This window comes from Mycolicibacterium diernhoferi (assembly GCF_019456655.1).
GTDB lineage: Bacteria > Actinomycetota > Actinomycetes > Mycobacteriales > Mycobacteriaceae > Mycobacterium > Mycobacterium diernhoferi.
In genome coordinates, this window is record NZ_CP080332.1 from 3,956,749 (window position 1) to 3,972,574 (window position 15,826).

General features: G+C 68.5%; 21 protein-coding genes. 6 read left to right on the forward strand and 15 right to left on the reverse strand.

Features of this window, described 5'->3' with window-relative positions:
• Positions 1-20: 20 nt before the first annotated feature.
• On the reverse strand, positions 21-521 hold the full coding sequence (locus tag K0O62_RS18760; RefSeq protein WP_073853795.1) for an SRPBCC family protein: 501 nt from the start codon (positions 519-521) through the stop codon (positions 21-23).
• A gap of 4 nt (positions 522-525) precedes the next feature.
• The gene (locus K0O62_RS18765; protein ID WP_073853793.1) at positions 526-843 is read right to left on the reverse strand and encodes an ArsR/SmtB family transcription factor; all 318 of its coding nucleotides are present in this window, start codon (positions 841-843) and stop codon (positions 526-528) included.
• A gap of 65 nt (positions 844-908) precedes the next feature.
• On the opposite strand from K0O62_RS18765, the gene K0O62_RS28895 reads away from it, so the two are divergent.
• Entirely contained in the window at positions 909-1,043 is a 135-nt protein-coding gene (locus K0O62_RS28895; RefSeq protein ID WP_264002146.1) for a hypothetical protein, read from the forward strand.
• A gap of 96 nt (positions 1,044-1,139) precedes the next feature.
• On the opposite strand, the gene K0O62_RS18770 is transcribed toward K0O62_RS28895, so the two are convergent.
• The gene (locus K0O62_RS18770; RefSeq protein WP_073853790.1) at positions 1,140-2,537 is read right to left on the reverse strand and encodes a glycine--tRNA ligase; all 1,398 of its coding nucleotides are present in this window, start codon (positions 2,535-2,537) and stop codon (positions 1,140-1,142) included.
• Between the two features lie 109 nt (positions 2,538-2,646).
• Between K0O62_RS18770 and K0O62_RS18775 the strand changes: the two genes are divergently transcribed.
• Together K0O62_RS18775 and K0O62_RS18780 are read left to right on the forward strand one after the other, a co-directional pair.
• Entirely contained in the window at positions 2,647-3,000 is a 354-nt protein-coding gene (locus tag K0O62_RS18775; protein WP_073853788.1) for an ArsR/SmtB family transcription factor, read from the forward strand.
• Between the two features lie 31 nt (positions 3,001-3,031).
• Positions 3,032-3,424 (forward strand): Fur family transcriptional regulator, encoded by a 393-nt coding sequence (locus tag K0O62_RS18780; protein WP_073853786.1) that lies wholly within the window; start codon positions 3,032-3,034, stop codon positions 3,422-3,424.
• Here the strand turns inward: K0O62_RS18780 and K0O62_RS18785 are convergent.
• The 4 genes from K0O62_RS18785 to recO are packed head-to-tail and all read right to left on the reverse strand — an operon-like array spanning position 3,417 to position 5,866.
• Positions 3,417-3,809 (reverse strand): NUDIX hydrolase, encoded by a 393-nt coding sequence (locus tag K0O62_RS18785; RefSeq protein WP_073853784.1) that lies wholly within the window; start codon positions 3,807-3,809, stop codon positions 3,417-3,419. The two genes, K0O62_RS18780 and K0O62_RS18785, sit on opposite strands and share 8 nt — an antisense overlap.
• Positions 3,806-4,192, reverse strand: a complete 387-nt coding sequence (locus K0O62_RS18790) for a hypothetical protein (RefSeq protein ID WP_073853782.1) — start codon at positions 4,190-4,192, stop codon at positions 3,806-3,808. Before K0O62_RS18790 ends, K0O62_RS18785 begins: the two co-directional genes overlap by 4 nt.
• On the reverse strand, positions 4,192-5,076 hold the full coding sequence (locus tag K0O62_RS18795) for a decaprenyl diphosphate synthase (RefSeq protein ID WP_073853780.1): 885 nt from the start codon (positions 5,074-5,076) through the stop codon (positions 4,192-4,194). Before K0O62_RS18795 ends, K0O62_RS18790 begins: the two co-directional genes overlap by 1 nt.
• Complete coding sequence (recO, locus tag K0O62_RS18800; protein ID WP_073853778.1) at positions 5,021-5,866, reverse strand: DNA repair protein RecO; 846 nt, start codon at positions 5,864-5,866, stop codon at positions 5,021-5,023. Before recO ends, K0O62_RS18795 begins: the two co-directional genes overlap by 56 nt.
• A 96-nt stretch (positions 5,867-5,962) precedes the next feature.
• On the opposite strand from recO, the gene K0O62_RS18805 reads away from it, so the two are divergent.
• Together K0O62_RS18805 and K0O62_RS18810 are read left to right on the forward strand one after the other, a co-directional pair.
• Complete coding sequence (locus K0O62_RS18805) at positions 5,963-7,390, forward strand: amidase (protein ID WP_073854369.1); 1,428 nt, start codon at positions 5,963-5,965, stop codon at positions 7,388-7,390.
• A gap of 11 nt (positions 7,391-7,401) precedes the next feature.
• Positions 7,402-7,950, forward strand: a complete 549-nt coding sequence (locus K0O62_RS18810; protein ID WP_073853776.1) for a CAP domain-containing protein — start codon at positions 7,402-7,404, stop codon at positions 7,948-7,950.
• Between the two features lie 15 nt (positions 7,951-7,965).
• Here K0O62_RS18810 and era read toward each other — a convergent pair whose 3' ends face one another.
• The 8 genes from era to hrcA all read right to left on the reverse strand — a co-directional run bounded on the left by era (position 7,966) and on the right by hrcA (position 15,324).
• Positions 7,966-8,868: a GTPase Era gene (gene era / locus K0O62_RS18815; RefSeq protein ID WP_073853774.1), complete on the reverse strand. Its 903-nt coding sequence runs from the start codon at positions 8,866-8,868 to the stop codon at positions 7,966-7,968.
• A gap of 19 nt (positions 8,869-8,887) precedes the next feature.
• Positions 8,888-9,202, reverse strand: coding sequence for a cytidine deaminase-like protein (locus K0O62_RS18820; RefSeq protein WP_073853772.1), 315 nt, complete (start codon positions 9,200-9,202; stop codon positions 8,888-8,890).
• A 31-nt stretch (positions 9,203-9,233) separates the two neighbouring features.
• Positions 9,234-10,520 (reverse strand): hemolysin family protein, encoded by a 1,287-nt coding sequence (locus tag K0O62_RS18825; RefSeq protein WP_073853770.1) that lies wholly within the window; start codon positions 10,518-10,520, stop codon positions 9,234-9,236.
• Complete coding sequence (ybeY, locus tag K0O62_RS18830; protein WP_073853768.1) at positions 10,517-11,053, reverse strand: rRNA maturation RNase YbeY; 537 nt, start codon at positions 11,051-11,053, stop codon at positions 10,517-10,519. Before ybeY ends, K0O62_RS18825 begins: the two co-directional genes overlap by 4 nt.
• 126 nt (positions 11,054-11,179) lie before the next feature.
• Positions 11,180-12,220: a PhoH family protein gene (locus K0O62_RS18835; RefSeq protein WP_073853766.1), complete on the reverse strand. Its 1,041-nt coding sequence runs from the start codon at positions 12,218-12,220 to the stop codon at positions 11,180-11,182.
• Between the two features lie 80 nt (positions 12,221-12,300).
• A complete protein-coding gene (locus tag K0O62_RS18840) occupies positions 12,301-13,062 on the reverse strand; it encodes a 16S rRNA (uracil(1498)-N(3))-methyltransferase (protein WP_073853764.1) in 762 nt (253 codons plus the stop codon).
• 38 nt (positions 13,063-13,100) lie between these two features.
• Positions 13,101-14,252: a molecular chaperone DnaJ gene (dnaJ, locus tag K0O62_RS18845; protein WP_073853763.1), complete on the reverse strand. Its 1,152-nt coding sequence runs from the start codon at positions 14,250-14,252 to the stop codon at positions 13,101-13,103.
• A 40-nt stretch (positions 14,253-14,292) separates the two neighbouring features.
• On the reverse strand, positions 14,293-15,324 hold the full coding sequence (gene hrcA / locus K0O62_RS18850) for a heat-inducible transcriptional repressor HrcA (RefSeq protein ID WP_073853761.1): 1,032 nt from the start codon (positions 15,322-15,324) through the stop codon (positions 14,293-14,295).
• A 189-nt stretch (positions 15,325-15,513) separates the two neighbouring features.
• On the opposite strand from hrcA, the gene K0O62_RS18855 reads away from it, so the two are divergent.
• Positions 15,514-15,822, forward strand: coding sequence for a type II toxin-antitoxin system VapB family antitoxin (locus K0O62_RS18855; protein ID WP_073853759.1), 309 nt, complete (start codon positions 15,514-15,516; stop codon positions 15,820-15,822).
• Positions 15,823-15,826 lie beyond the last annotated feature (4 nt).

Consider the following 15,826-nt stretch of genomic DNA (forward strand, 5'->3'; position numbering starts at 1 on the left):
TCCTGTTGCCGCCGACGGGTTCAGCCGGCGTCGACCGAGAGGTACTCGGTGAGTTTGTCCAGCTGGGCCTTGTAGCCCATCTTCATGCCGAACGCGGCCATCTTGGCCTTGTCCCCGATCTGGGTGATGGTGACGTCCAGGGTGAGCGTGGTCCGGCCGTCCTGCTCGGTGAGCGTGATGTCGTTGGTGTGCTGGATCGTCGAGGTGGATTCCTCACCGGCGGTCCAGGAACGCGCGTCGTAGGTCATCCGGGTGACCGGGTCGACCCGGGTGAAGACGCCCGCCATCGGCCATCTGGTGCCCGCGTACTTGCCCATGCCGGCGCCCGCCTCCATGACCACGTAGATCTCCCCGTCCACGCGCGCGTCGACGCGGCATTCCGGAACGGTGGTGTTCTTCGGTCCCCACCAGGCCTTGATCGCCTCGGCCTGGGTCCAGGCGTCCCATACCGCCGCGATCGGCGCGTTGTAGGTGCGCTCCAGGGAGAACTCTTTCTTCTTCTTGAACAGCTGCAGAATCATCGGGTTACTCCTCGTGTGCCGTCGAATTCAGGTACTCGCCGAGATTGTCGAGCCGGTCCTCCCACAACCGTTCGAAGGATTCGGCCCACCGGCCGATGTCCTCGAACGGTGCGGCCTCGAGTTGATAAATGCGCTGACGCGCCTGGGCATGGCTGCTGACGATCCCCGAATCACCAAGCACCCGAAGGTGTTTGGACACCTGCGGTTGCCGGATTCCGAGCGCCTCGGCGATCGCGCCGACCGACAGCGGCCCTGCCCTGAGCAGATCCACGATCCGCAGGCGGCTCGGCTCCCCCAGTGCCACGAACACCGCCGCCTGCATGGCAGCCACCCTAGGCCGACAGACGTATTCCCGTCAAGGAATATATTTCCACTGCTCGCGAGCGTATGTCATCGTCGGGCTCGGCGGCCGAATACACCCCGGGCCAGACCTTGAGCAGCTCGCCGGTCCGGATCTCGGCGTCAAGGCGGCTGCGACTCAACACGTTCGGCAACTGGGCGGTGGTGGCCACCCCGCGCTGACCCGACTGGGGACAGCGTTTCCGCCGGCGAGCGTGCGTGAACTCGCCTACCGCAGCGGCGTGTCGGCCAACAGACACGCACGCTCGCGGGGATGGACTAGCAGCCCTTGAGCCGGACCGCGAGGTAGTTGGACACCTCCGAGATCGCCACCCGCTCCTGGGTCATGGCGTCGCGCTCGCGGATGGTGACCGCATGGTCCTCCAGCGAGTCGAAGTCCAGCGTGACGCAGAACGGCGTACCGATCTCGTCCTGGCGCCGGTAGCGCCGCCCGATCGCACCGGCGTCGTCGAACTCGACGTTCCAGCTCTGGCGCAACTCGGCAGCCAGATCCTTCGCCTTGGGCGACAGGTCGGCATGCCGGGACAGCGGCAGCACCGCCGCCTTGACCGGGGCCAGCCGCGGGTCCAGCTTGAGCACGGTGCGCTTGTCCACCCCGCCCTTGGCGTTCGGCGCCTCGTCCTCGGTGTAGGCGTCCACCAGGAAGGCCATCAGCGAACGGGTCAGACCGGCAGCCGGCTCGATCACATACGGCACGTAACGGGTGTCGCCGGCCTGATCGTAGAACGACAGGTCGACACCGGAATGCTTTGCGTGCGTGGACAGGTCGAAGTTGGTCCGGTTGGCGATGCCCTCCAGCTCACCCCACGGGTTGCCGGCGAAACCGAACTTGTACTCGATGTCGACGGTGCCGTCGGAGTAGTGCGACAGCTTCTCCTTGGGATGGTCGTACAGGCGCAGGTTGTCCCGGTCGATGCCGAGGTCGACGTACCACTGCAGCCGGGTCTCGATCCAGTACTTGTGCCACTCCGGCGCGGTCGACGGCTCGACGAAGAACTCCATCTCCATCTGCTCGAACTCGCGGGTGCGGAAGATGAAGTTGCCCGGGGTGATCTCGTTGCGGAAGCTCTTGCCGATCTGGCCGATCCCGAACGGCGGCTTCTTGCGCGCCGTGGTGACCACGTTGGCGAAGTTGACGAAGATGCCCTGCGCGGTCTCCGGGCGCAGGTAGTGCAGGCCGTCCTCGGACTCGATGGGCCCGAGGTAGGTCTTGAGCATCATGTTGAAGTCGCGGGGCTCGGTCCACTGGCCCTTGGTGCCGCAGTCCGGGCAGACGATCTCGTCCATGGACACCGAGTCCGGATCGATGACCGTGTCGCGCGTGCTCTTCTTCTCCGCGTACGCCTCCTGCATGTGGTCCTGGCGGTGGCGCTTGTGGCAGTTCAGGCATTCGACGAGCGGGTCGTTGAAGACCTCGACGTGACCGGAGGCGACCCACACCTGGCGCGGCAGGATGATCGCCGAATCCAGACCCACCACATCGTCGCGACTGGTGACCACCGAGCGCCACCACTGCTTCTTGATGTTCTCCTTGAGCTCCACCCCGAGTGGGCCGTAGTCCCAGGCAGACTTGGTACCGCCGTAGATCTCGCCCGATTGGAAGACCAGGCCACGGCGTTTCGCCAGGTTTGCAACGGTGTCGATGATGGATGCCACGGGTCAACAGCGTAGCGATGAGACCGCCGCCACCCCACCTCGGGACCTGCCCGGCAAGCCGCCGGCAAGAGATTGACATGCGCGGACGTGCATGTAATCTGACTCAATAATGAAAACCATTTCCAGTACCGGTCACGAGCACGGGCATGCCGGCGAGCCGTTCCCCGAGCTGCCGCCGCGGGAACTCCTGGACACCACCGGGGACCTGCTGCGCGCGCTGGCCGCGCCGCTGCGCATCGCCATCGTGCTGGCGCTACGCGAGTCGCAACGCTGTGTGCACGAGCTCGTCGATGCCCTCGATGTTCCCCAGCCGCTGGTCAGCCAGCATCTGCGGATCCTCAAATCGGCCGGCGTGGTCGCCGGGGAGCGCAGCGGCCGCGAGGTGATGTACCGCCTCGTCGACCATCACCTCGCCGAGATCGTGATGGCCGCGGTGACGCACGCGTCGGAGGACCACGCGTGACGCCCCGGCGAGAAGCGAAGCGAGATCGCACATGACCCCCGTCGTACGGGCGACGCGGCAACGCGCCGCCATCTCGGCGCTGCTGGAGGACATCGCCGACTTCCGGTCGGCGCAGGAACTGCACGACGAGCTACGCAAACGTGGCGAGGGCATCGGCCTGACCACCGTCTACCGCACGCTGCAGTCGATGGCCGCCGCCGGTCAGGTCGACACCCTGCGCACCGACACCGGTGAATCGGTGTACCGGCGGTGCTCGGCGCACCATCACCATCACCTGGTGTGCCGGATCTGCGGCAGCACCGTGGAGATCGACGGCGGCGCCGCGGAGGCATGGGCCGACGAGACCGCCGCCGAGCACGGGTTCACCGACATCTCCCACACCTTCGAGATCTTCGGCGTGTGCGGCGGGTGCGGCGTCAACTGACGCGCGCGTACTCCAGCACCACGCCGACGGTCAGCGGGGCGAGTTCGATGTCGCCGGGGTCATGCGGGTCCACCCAGGCCATCTCGACGATCTCCGCACCGAGGCGGGGCGGGCCGTCCAGTTCCACCGCGAACAGGTCCGCGGCGACCCGATGCCCGGGTTCGTTGGCCGCCGCCGCATCGTGATGCCCGAGCGGGTGGGCGGACGTGATCGCCGCGCCGAGTTCCTCACGGACTTCCCGGTGCAGCGCCTCCAGCGGGCTCTCCCCCGCCTCGAACTTCCCGCCCGGCTGCATGAAGGCCGTGGTGTCGCGCTTGCGGACCACGAGCACATGGTTGCGGTCATCGAGGACGACGGCCGCGACGATGCGGATGACCGGGGTCACGACGTCAGCGTGCGCCGCACATCGGCGCCGGTGGCCAGCACCATCATGATCAGCGTGCCCAGCGCCTCATCGGACAGGCCCGAACCGGGAAAGTTGTAGCGCAGCAGCACATCTGCGGTGCTGTTGTCCTTCTCCGCGAGGGACACCGTGCCCAGCAGGGTGCCCCGGGTGTGCTCGGCGACCGTCACACGCAGCGCCTCGTCCAGCGGCAGATCCCAGGCCAGGATCTGGTTCAGCGAGACCAGCTCCAGGCCCTCGGCGACACCGACCACCCGCAGCGAGGCGAAGGTGCCGTCGTGATGCACGGTCAGCGCCCCGTCGTCCTCACGGGTGACCGGCAACAACGCCTCGGCGACCGCGACCAACCTGTCCTGGAGGGACATCAGGCCCTGCCGAACCGGCGGTTGCGGTTGACGTACTCCTCGCAGGCCGCCCACAGGTCGCGGCGGTCGTAGTCGGGCCACAGTTTGTCCTGGAAGACGTACTCGGCGTAGGCCGCCTGCCAGATCAGGAAGTTGCTGGCCCGCTGCTCCCCCGAGGTCCGGATGAACAGGTCCACATCCGGAATGTCGCTGCGGTGCAGGTGTTTGGCGAAGGACGCCTCGGTGATCCGGGACGGGTTGATCTTGCCGTCGGCGGCCTCCTGGGCGAGAGCCTTGGCGGCCTCCACGATCTCGGTGCGCCCGCCGTAGTTCACGCAGTAGTTGACGGTGATGACGTCGTTGCCGACGGTCATCTGCTCGGCGATGTCGAACTCCTTGATGACGCTGCTCCACATCCGCGGGCGCGAACCCACCCAGCGCATGTTGACGCCCATGGCATCCAGATTCTCCCGGCGCCGACGCACCACCTCGCGGTTGAAGCCCATCAGGAAGCGCACCTCTTCGGTGCTGCGCTTCCAGTTCTCGGTGGAGAACGCGTACACGCTCAGGTGCTTGATGCCCAGTTCGATGGCGCCGCACGTGATGTCGATCAGGACGGCCTCGCCCATCTTGTGGCCCTCGGTGCGGCCGAGCCCGCGCTGGGTGGCCCACCGGCCGTTGCCGTCCATCACCACCGCGACGTGGTTGGGCACCTGGTCGGCGGGGATCTGCGGGGGCACCGCCTTCGACGGGTGCTGCGGAGGCCGGGAGAACCTGCCGTTCGTGTGCGGCGGCAATTCGGGGAACACCACCGGCCACGTCGAGACGTCCGGAAAGACCGGGTAGTCCTCAGGCGCCGGCGGCAGCTGTGGGTACGTATCCTTCTTGCCCCGCTTGGTTGCCATGGGCAATATCCTGCACGACCCCTTCCACCCCCCGCTCAACGGCCGCGCTATCAACCCGGTACGCCCGCTCGACCAGCGGCAATGTCCGCAGCTTGCGTTCCAGGTGCCACTGCAGGTGCGCGGCCACCAGCCCACTGGCCTGACTGCGGTGCGAGGAGGTGGACGCCTCGGCGAACTCCCAGTCCCCATCGTTCAGGGCGCTCATCAGCGCCAGCACCCCCTGCGGCGGTGTCATCGACCCGGACGGCCGGCAGTGCACGCACACGCTGCCCCCGGCGGCGACGTGGAAGGCCCGGTGCGGGCCGGGAGCCGCGCAGCGGGCACATGCGGTCAGTGCCGGCGCCCAGCCCGCGATCCCCATCGCGCGCAGCAGATAGGAGTCCAGGACCAGTTCGCGTGGACGACGTCCCGCGGCCACCGCGCGCAGCGCCGCCACCGTGAGGCTGTGCAGTTCGGGCACCGGGGCGTGCTCCTCGCCGGCGACCCGCTCGGCGGTCTCCAGCACCGCGCACGCGCTGGTGTAGCGGCCGTAGTCGCAGACGATGTCCACGGCGAACGCGTCGATGGACTGCACCTGGGTGACGATGTCCAGATTGCGCCCGGGATGCAGCTGAACGTCGATGTGAGCGAAAGGCTCCAGCCGGGCGCCGAACTTGCTGCGGGTGCGGCGCACGCCCTTGGCCACGGCGCGCACGACACCGTTCTCCCGGGTGAGCAGAGTCACGATCCGGTCGGCCTCGCCGAGCTTGTGCTGGCGCAGCACGACGGCTCGATCCCGGTACAACCGCATCGGTCCAGTGTCGCACCGGTGACCGACATCAAGCGATTCGCAACGCCGGATATCCTCGACCCCAGAATGGTTCCCACCCCAGAATTCCCCACCCGCATGGCTGCCTCTGCAAGATTCCCCACCCTGACCCAGTTGCAGTACCGGCTCAGAAGTGGCGCCACGACGTCCGATGAACTGGTACGCCGGTCCCTGAAAGCCATCGAGGCCAGCCAGCCCACCCTGAACGCCTTCCGGGTGGTGCTCACCGAACGGGCGCTCGCCGACGCCGCCGAGGCCGACCGCAAACGAGCTGCCGGACAACACCTTCCGCTGTTGGGCATCCCGATCGCGGTCAAGGACGATGTCGATGTGGCCGGGGTGCCCACCCGCTTCGGCACCGATGGTGAGCTCCCCGCCGCGACCGCCGACGCCGAGGTGGTGCGGCGACTGCGGGCCGCCGGTGCGGTGATCGTCGGCAAGACCAACACCTGCGAACTCGGTCAGTGGCCGTTCACCAGCGGCCCCGGCTTCGGCCACACCCGAAACCCGTGGTCACGTGAGCACAGCCCCGGCGGGTCGTCGGGCGGCAGCGCCGCCGCGGTGGCGGCCGGCCTGGTGACCGCCGCGATCGGATCCGACGGCGCGGGCAGCGTCCGGATCCCGGCGGCCTGGACCCATCTGGTCGGCATCAAACCGCAGCGCGGCCGCATCTCGACCTGGCCGCTGCCCGAGGCCTTCAACGGCATCACCGTCAACGGCGTGCTGGCCCGCACCGTCACCGACGCGGCGATCGTGCTCGACGCCGCCTCCGGCAATGCCGACGGTGATCTGCACAAGCCGGAGCCGGTGCGGGTGTCCGAGCACGTCGGCCGCGCCCCCGGCCCGCTGCGCGTCGCGATGTCCACCGCCTTTCCCTTCAACCTCTTCCGTTCCACGCTGCACCCGGAGATCGCCGCGGCGCTGCGGCGGGTGGGCGGTCAACTCGAACAACTCGGGCACACCGTGACCGAGGCCGACCCGGACTACGGCCTGCGGATGTCCTGGAACTTCCTGGCCCGTTCCACCTCGGGGCTGGTGGAGTGGCAACACCGACTCGGGCCCGGGGTGGCGCTGGACAGACGCACCGTGAGCAACATCCGGACCGGCTGGCTGCTGTCCCAGCACACCCTGCGCAAGGCCCGCGCCGCCGAGGCGCGGGCCCGGCGTCGGGTCGGCTGGATCTTCAACATCGCCGACGTGGTGCTGGCACCGACCACGGCGCTGCCCCCGCCCCGGGTCGACGAGTACGACGAGCGCGGGCCGATGGCCACCGACCGGGCCATGATCAGGGCCTGCCCGGTGACCTGGCCGTGGAACCTGCTGGGCTGGCCCTCGATCAACATCCCGGCCGGCTTCACCGCCGACGGCCTGCCGATCGGGGTGCAGCTGATGGGCCCGGCCGACAGCGAACCGATGCTCATCTCGCTGGCCGCCGCGCTGGAGGCGGTGAACGGCTGGGGGGTCAAGCAGCCGGATCCCTGGTGGGACGCCGACGCCCTGACGTAAGGTCACCGGCTATGAACAACGTCCGCCGTTGCGTCACCGCCTTTGCTGTCCTCGCCCTGCCCGCCGGGGCGGTAGTGACCGCGCCCGGGGCCAACGCGGACAACCGGCGGCTCAACAACAGCGTGGTCGCCAACGTGTACACGATGCAGCACAAGGCCGGCTGCGACACCGACATCAAGGTCAACCCGAAGCTGCGCCTGGCCGCGCAGTGGCACACCAACGATGTGCTGCACAACCGCGCGCTCAACGGGGATATCGGCTCGGACGGCACCACGGTCGCCGACCGGGCCCGCAACGCCGGATACGCCGGCGCGGTCGCCGAGACCGTCGCGATCAACCCGGCGCTGGCGATCAGCGGCATCGAGCTGATCAATCAGTGGTTCCACCGGCCCGACTACCACGCGATCATGTCCGACTGCTCGAACGTGGACATCGGCGTGTGGTCGGAGAGCATGCTGGACCGCACCGTGGTGGTCGCGGTGTACGGCAAGGGCGACGGCGAACCGCCGGTGCCCTCGAACATCCGCGATTTCGGCCAGGTCCCCGGCTGGACGCCGTAGACCTTCCCGATCGGCTCAGAACCCCAAGCGGCCCAACTGTTTCGGGTCGCGCTGCCAGTTCTTGGCGATCTTGACCCGTAGATCCAGATAGACCTTGGTGCCCAGCAGCTTCTCGATCTGGGTGCGCGCCGCGGTGCCCACCTCACGCAACCGGGCGCCGCCCTTGCCGATCACGATGCCCTTCTGGCTGTCGCGTTCGACGTAGAGGATCGCGCGCACATCGATGAGGTCGTCGCGACCTTCCCGATCTTCGACATCCTCGATGACGACGGCCAGCGAGTGCGGCAGCTCGTCGCGCACCCCTTCCAGGGCGGCCTCGCGGATCAGCTCGGCCATCAGTACTTCCTCGGGCTCGTCGGTGAGCTCGCCGTCGGGGTAATACGCCGGGCCGGGCGGCAGATTGGCCACCAGCACCTTGGTCAGCACATCGAGTTGCTCACCGGCAGTGGCCGAGACCGGCACGATCTCGGCGTCCGGGCCGACCAGCTCACTGACGGCCATCAGCTGGCGGGCGACCCGCTCCTTGCCCACCTTGTCGATCTTGGTGACGATGGCGATCAGCTTGGTCCGGGGCGCCACAGCCCGGATCTGCTCGTAGATCCACCGGTCACCGGGCCCGATGTTCTCGTCGGCCGGGATGCAGAAACCGATCACGTCCACCTCGGAGTAGGTGTCCTTGACCAGGTCGTTGAGCCGCTGCCCGAGCAGCGTCCGCGGGCGGTGCAGGCCGGGGGTGTCGACCAGGATGATCTGGAAGTCCTCGCGGTGCACGATGCCGCGGATGGTGTGCCGGGTGGTCTGCGGGCGATTCGAGGTGATGGCGACCTTCTGCCCCACCAGCGCATTCGTCAGCGTCGACTTGCCGGTGTTGGGCCGGCCGACGAAACACACGAAACCGGACCGGAATTCGTCACTCATCGGGTCACCCCGCGGCCGGTCACAGCGCGTTCCCGGCGCGGTCGGTGACGATGACCGTGGCGTCCGGGGACAGCTCGGTCACCGCGGCGACCCCGTCGTCCACCGCCGACCCGCCGACCAGCACCGCCGACTCCAGCCCCTCGGCGCCGCTGGACACCGCCGCGGCGACGGCGGCCTGCAGCGCGGTCAGGCTCAGCGCGGCGAGCCCCACCGGGGCCCCGGCGTAGGTGCGTCCGTCCAGATCACGCACCGCCGCACCCTCGGTGGCCTCCGCGCGGCCCATCGCGCCGCGGGCCAGCGTCACCAGCTTGGCGTCCTCATCGGACAGGCTCATACGCGATCCCGCTTCGCTTCTCGCTCGGTTCTCATGCGTCCTCCTCGGGTGGTGGTTCCGGGCCGATCAACACGGTGCCGACGCGCACCCGGCCCCGATGGTCGGGGCCGCCCTCGGCCTTCAACCGTAATCCGTTCCAGCTGACCTGGGCGCCGGGCAGCGGCACCCGGCCCAGTTCGTGGGCCAGCAGTCCGCCGACGGTGTCGACCTCAAGGTCCTCGTCGATCTCCAGGTCCTCGTACAGCTCGGTCAGGTCCGCGATGGGCACCCGCGCGGACACCCGGAAGCGGTTGTTCCCCAGCACTTCCCAGGGGGCCACCTCGTCGGCGTCGTACTCGTCGTTGATCTCGCCGACGATCTCTTCGAGCACATCCTCGATGGTGACCAGGCCCGCGATGGCGCCGTACTCGTCGACCAGCAGGGCCATGTGGTTGCGGTCGCGCTGCATCTCGCGCAGCAGCATGTCCAGCGGCTTGGAGTCCGGGACGAACACCGCCGGCCGCATGACCTCACCGACCCGGGTCTCGGTGCGCCCGCTCTCGGTGCGGGTCTGCAGCACCAGGTCTTTGAGGTAGACCACGCCGACGACGTCGTCGACGTTCTCGCCGATCACCGGCAGCCGGGAGTGCCCGCTGCGCACCGCCAGCGACAGCGCCTGACCGGCCGTCTTGTTGCTCTCGATCCACACCATCTCGGTACGCGGCACCATCACCTCGCGGGCCGGGGTGTCACCGAGTTCGAAGACCGACTGGATCATCCGGCGCTCGTCGTCGGCCACCACCCCGCGCTGCTGGGCCAGGTCGACCACCTCGCGCAGCTCGATCTCGGAGGCGAACGGCCCGTTGCGGAACCCGCGGCCCGGGGTCAGGGCGTTACCGATCAACACCAGCAGCCGGCTGACCGGGGTGAGCAGCACCGAGATCGCGTGCAGCGGAACCGCGGCGGCCAACGCGATGGTGTAGGCGTTCTGCCGTCCCACCGTGCGCGGGCCCACCCCGATGACGACGAAGCTGATCACCACCATGATGGCCGCGGCGGCGAACAGCCCCCAGGACACGCCCAGGTAGCCGTCCAGATAGGACACCAGCAGGACGGTCGCGCTCACCTCGCACGTGATGCGCAGCAGCACAACGAGGTTGATGTAGCGGGGACGGTCGGCCAGTACGCGGGCCAGCCGGATGGCGCCGGGCCGCTCATCGCGGACCATCTCTTCCACCCGGGCCAGCGAGGCGGTGCTGATCGCGGCATCGACCGCCGCGAAGAGCCCACCGAGGCCGATGAGGACGATTGCGCCGAGCAGCGGAGCGAGGCCGGTCACTGTTGGTCGAAATATCGCGACTTGTCGAGCAGTCGGCGATCCTTCTCGTTCTGCAGGTCCTGGCGGTAGGCCTGGACCTGGTCGGCCACCCACTCCTCGAGGAGACGGCGCTGCAAGGCGAACATCTCCTTCTCCTCGTCCGGTTCGGCGTGGTCGTAGCCCAGCAGGTGCAGCACACCGTGCACGGTGAGCAGGGCGAGTTCCTGCCCCAGCGAATGTCCGGCCTTCTCAGCCTGTTTCGCGGCGAACGCGGGGCACAGCACGATGTCGCCGAGCATCGAGGGGCCGGGCTCGGCCGCGTCCGGGCGGCCACCGGGCTCCAACTCGTCCATCGGGAAGCTCATCACGTCGGTGGGGCCGGGCAGGTCCATCCACCGCATGTGCAGATCGGCCATCGCGGGCTCGTCGAGCAGCACCATGGACAGTTCGGCGGCCGGGTTGACGTTCATCTGGGCGATGGCGAACTTGGCCACGCTGATCAGTTCCTGTTCGGAGACGTCCATCCCCGACTCGTTGGAAACCTCAATGCTCATGCGACTCCCTCGCAGGCTCGGGTCCCGCATGTCATCTCTTTATTCGCTCCGCAAGCGTCGCTCATCCGACTCCCTCGCAGGCTCGGGTCCCGCATGTCATCTCTTTATTCGCTCCGCAAGCGTCGCTCATCGCCGGGACCGTCCCCCCGAGGAGCGGCGCTGTGCGCGGTTGTACAGGTCTGGTTGATCCTCATGGCGCGAGTAGGCGTCCACGATCTGCGAGACCAGCCGGTGGCGCACCACGTCGGCGCTGGTGAGCTCCGAGAAGTGGATGTCCTCGATACCGTCGAGGATGTCCGAGGCCGCCCGCAGACCGGAATGAGCGCCGCCGGGCAGGTCGACCTGGGTGACGTCGCCGGTGACGACCATCTTGGAACCGAATCCCAGCCGGGTCAGGAACATCTTCATCTGTTCGGGCGTGGTGTTCTGCGCCTCGTCCAGGATGATGAAGGCGTCGTTGAGGCTGCGGCCCCGCATGAACGCCAGCGGCGCCACCTCGATCACGCCGGCGGCCAGCAGGTTCGGGATGGCGGTGGGATCCATCATGTCGTGCAGCGCGTCATACAGCGGCCGCAGGTAGGGATCGATCTTCTCGGTCAGGGTGCCGGGCAGAAAGCCAAGGCGCTCACCGGCTTCCACCGCGGGGCGGGTCAGGATGATCCGGTTGACCTCTTTGGCCTGCAGCGCGGCGACGGCCTTGGCCATGGCCAGATAGGTCTTGCCGGTACCGGCCGGGCCGATGCCGAAAACGATGGTGTGCGCGTCGATGGCGTCGACGTAGCGCTTCTGGTTGAGCGTCTTGGGCCGGATCGTCTTACCGCGCCGGGACAGGATGTCCAGGGTGAGCACCTCGGCGGGCGATGCGTCGGCCGCACCGGTCAGCATGGCGACGCTGCGGCGCACGGCATCGGGATTGAGCGGCTGACCGCGGGAGATCACCGCGACCAGTTCGGTGACCACACGCTCGGCCTGCGCCACATCGGCGGACTCGCCACTGAAGGTGACGGCGTTGCCGCGTACATGGATGTCGGCAGTGAGCAGTTCTTCCAGCACACGCAGGTTCTCATCGGCCGAGCCGAGCAGGCCCACGATGCTGTCGGGCGGAACAGTGATGCTGCTTCGTACCGGTCCGGATAACGGGCCAGCGGTCGTCTCGCGGGGCGTCACGTGGGGTTTCGTGCCTGCTTTCTTGTGCTCTGCTTATGGTGCGCCCCAGTTTACCGCTGGTCACCGGGCTGTCCCAACGGTCAGTTGCCGGCGTCCTGCCCACCGGTGTCGACATCCCAACGGCTCGACAGCACGCCGATCGCCCCGAGCGCGACCGCCGCGGCCGTCGAGGTGCGCAGCACGGACGGGCCGAGCCGGACCGCACGGGCCCCCGCGCCGGTCAGCGCGGCCAGCTCCTGCTCCGAGATCCCGCCCTCCGGACCGACGACCAGCAGCACCGATTCCGCATCCGCAACACCCGCCTCGGCGAGCGGGACCGTGGCCGACTCGTGCAGCACCAGGGTCAGCGCGGCCGGCACCCGGGCCAGCAGGTCGGTGGTGGACACCAGCCCCCCGACCTCGGGGATGTGCGGGCGCCGGGACTGCCGGGCCGCCGACCGGGCCACCGCCTCCCAGCGCCGCAGGCCCTTGTCGACCTTGGCCGCCGACTCCCAGCGCGCCACACACCGGTGGGCCTGCCAGGCGAGGAAGGCGTCGGCACCGGCCTCGGTGGCCAGCTCGATCGCCAGTTCGGAGCGTTCGGATTTGGGCAGGGCCTGCACGATGGTGACGGCCGGCGACGGGCGGGGCACCGTCCGCACCGACAACACCCGGGCCGTCAGCCGGCCCTTGACCGCCTCCTCGACGACGACGTGCGCGACGGTCCCGGCGCCGTCGCTGAGGTCGAGTTCCTCGCCGACCCGGGTCCGCCGCACGGTCGCGGCGTGGTGCCCCTCGTCACCGTCGACGACGGCCGTGCCGCCCACACCGGGCAGGGACTCCACGTAGAACAGACTTCTCACGCGCGGTCCCGCTGCGCGTCTCGCTGGGCCATCGGGAACTAGCGGCCGGAGAACGTCTCACGCAGCCGGCTGAACAGTCCCCCGTTGGCCGCCCCCGCGTTGTTGCGGCTGGACTTCACCTCGGCGACATCGCGCGGGCGGTGTTCCTTGAGCTTGCGCAGCAGTTCGGTATCGGTGCTGTCCAGGCGGGTCGGGATGAGCACCTCGATATGCGCGTGCAGGTTGCCCCGGACCCCGGAGCGCAGGTGCGGCATGCCGTGCCCGCGCAACGTCGTCACCGCGCCGGGCTGGGTGCCGGGCGGAATCTCCAGTTCGATCGGGCCGTCCAGGATGGCGTCCACGGTGACCGTGGTGCCCAGCGCGGCGTCGAACATCGGCACCGAGACGGTGCAGTGCAGGTCGTCGCCGTCGCGCACGAAGACCTCGTGGGCCTGCTCGTGCACCTCGACGTACAGGTCACCGGCCGGGCCGCCACCGGGACCGACCTCACCCTGGGCGGCCAGCCGGACCCGCATACCGTCGCCGACCCCGGCCGGGATCTTGACGCTGATCTCACGGCGGGCCTGCACCCGGCCGTCCCCGCCGCACTTGTGGCACGGATCCGGGATGACCTCGCCGATTCCGCCGCAGACCGGGCACGGCCGCGATGTCATCACCTGACCGAGCAGCGAGCGTTGCACCGTCTGCACCTCACCCTGGCCATGGCAGGTGTCACAGGTCTTGGGAACCGAATTGCCGTTGGTGCCCTTGCCCTGGCACAGATCGCACAGCACCGCGGTGTCCACCGCGACCTGCTTGGTCACGCCGGTCGCGCATTCGGTCAGATCCAGCCGCATCCGCAGCAGCGAGTCCGAACCCGGGCGTACCCGGCCGATGGGGCCGCGCGAACCCGCGCCGCCGCCGAAGAACGCCTCGAAGACATCGCCGAGCCCGCCGAAGCCACCGGCGAACCCGCCGCCGCCCGAGGCGGCATTCTCCATCGGGTCGCCGCCGAGGTCGACGATGCGGCGCTTCTCCGGATCCGAGAGCACCTCGTAGGCCAGCTGGATCTCGGTGAAGCGCGCCTGGGCCGCCTCATCGGGATTGACGTCGGGATGCAGTTCCCGAGCCAGCTTGCGGTAGGCGCGTTTGAGCTCCGAATCACTGGCGTTCTTGCTCACGCCGAGCAGACCGTAATAGTCGCGTGCCACGCTAAAAACCTCTCTCGTGCCGCCGTCGGGCGGCGTCCCGTCACCGGGTACCCAGGACCTCACCTATATAGAGCGCGACGGCGGCCACGTTTGCGATGGTGCCCGGATAATCCATCCGGGTCGGACCGACCACGCCCATTCCGCCGTAGACCTTGCCCGAGCTGCCGTAGGCGGTGCTGACCACCGATGTTCCCAGCATCTGCTCTGCTTCGGTCTCGTGCCCGATACGCACCGTGACCTTACCGGCCTGTTGCTGCATCTCGAGCAGCCGCAACACCACGACCTGTTCCTCCAACGCCTCGAGCACCGAGCGCAGCGAGCCGCCGAAGTCCGCGGTGTTGCGGGTGAGGTTGGCGGTGCCGCCGAGCACCAGCCGCTCCTCGGTGTGTTCGACGAGCGTCTCGACCAGAACGGTCGCGGCCCGGCCCACCGCATCGCCCAACCGGCCGTGCCCGTGCAGCCCGCTGGCCAGGTCGGCCACCGCCACCGACGCCGCCGACAGCGGCTTGCCTTCCAGGGCCGAACCCAGGCGTTCCCGTAGCTGAGACAGCTCGTGGTCGTCGATGGCATCGCCGAGTTCGACCACCCGCTGATCGACGCGGCCGGAATCGGTGATGACCACCAGCAGCAGCTTGGCCGGTGTCAGCGCGACCACTTCCAGGTGACGGACCGTCGACGCGGACAGCGTGGGGTACTGGATGATCGCGACCTGGCGGGTCAGCTGGGCCAGCAGCCGGACCGCGCGGCGCAGCACATCGTCGAGGTCGACGCCGGATTCCAGGAAGCCGATGATGGCGCGGCGTTCGGCGGCCGACATCGGCTTGACCTCTTCCAGGCGGTCGACGAACTCGCGGTAACCCTTCTCCGTCGGTACCCGCCCGGAGCTGGTGTGCGGCTGGGTGATGTAACCCTCGGCCTCCAGCACCGCCATGTCGTTGCGCACCGTCGCGCTCGAAACTCCGAGGTTGTGGCGTTCGACGAGCGACTTGGATCCGATGGGTTCCTTCGTCGCCACGAAGTCGGCGACGATGGCCCTCAGCACCTCGAAGCGACGGTCGTCGGCACTACCCATGATGCACCAACACTGTCCACCTACCCTTGCTGTTCGCCCTGACGCCATTTTACGGGCACCAACAGCACATATTCATCGCGACACCGATCACGTCCACGGGCGCCCCACCCGCAGGTTATTTCGAGTGCAAAGACTTCGCCGACATCGCCGGTCGATAGCGGTTAATCTCACCTGCATGGGAGCCCGCCGGTGATCTTCAAAGGTGTCCGCGATGGCAAGCCGTATCCCGAACACAACCTGACCTACCGGCAGTGGGCGCAGATCCCGCCGCGCCAGATCCGGCTCGACGAACTGGTCACCACCACCACGGTCCTCGCCCTGGATCGGTTGCTGTCCGAGGACTCCACCTTCTACGGCGATCTGTTCCCGCACGCCGTGCGCTGGCAGGGCGACATCTACCTCGAAGAGGGCGTGCACCACGCCGTGCGCGCGGCGCTGCGCAACCGCACGGTGCTGCACGCCCGGGTCTACGAGATGGACGACCCGCTGCCCGCCTAGCCGA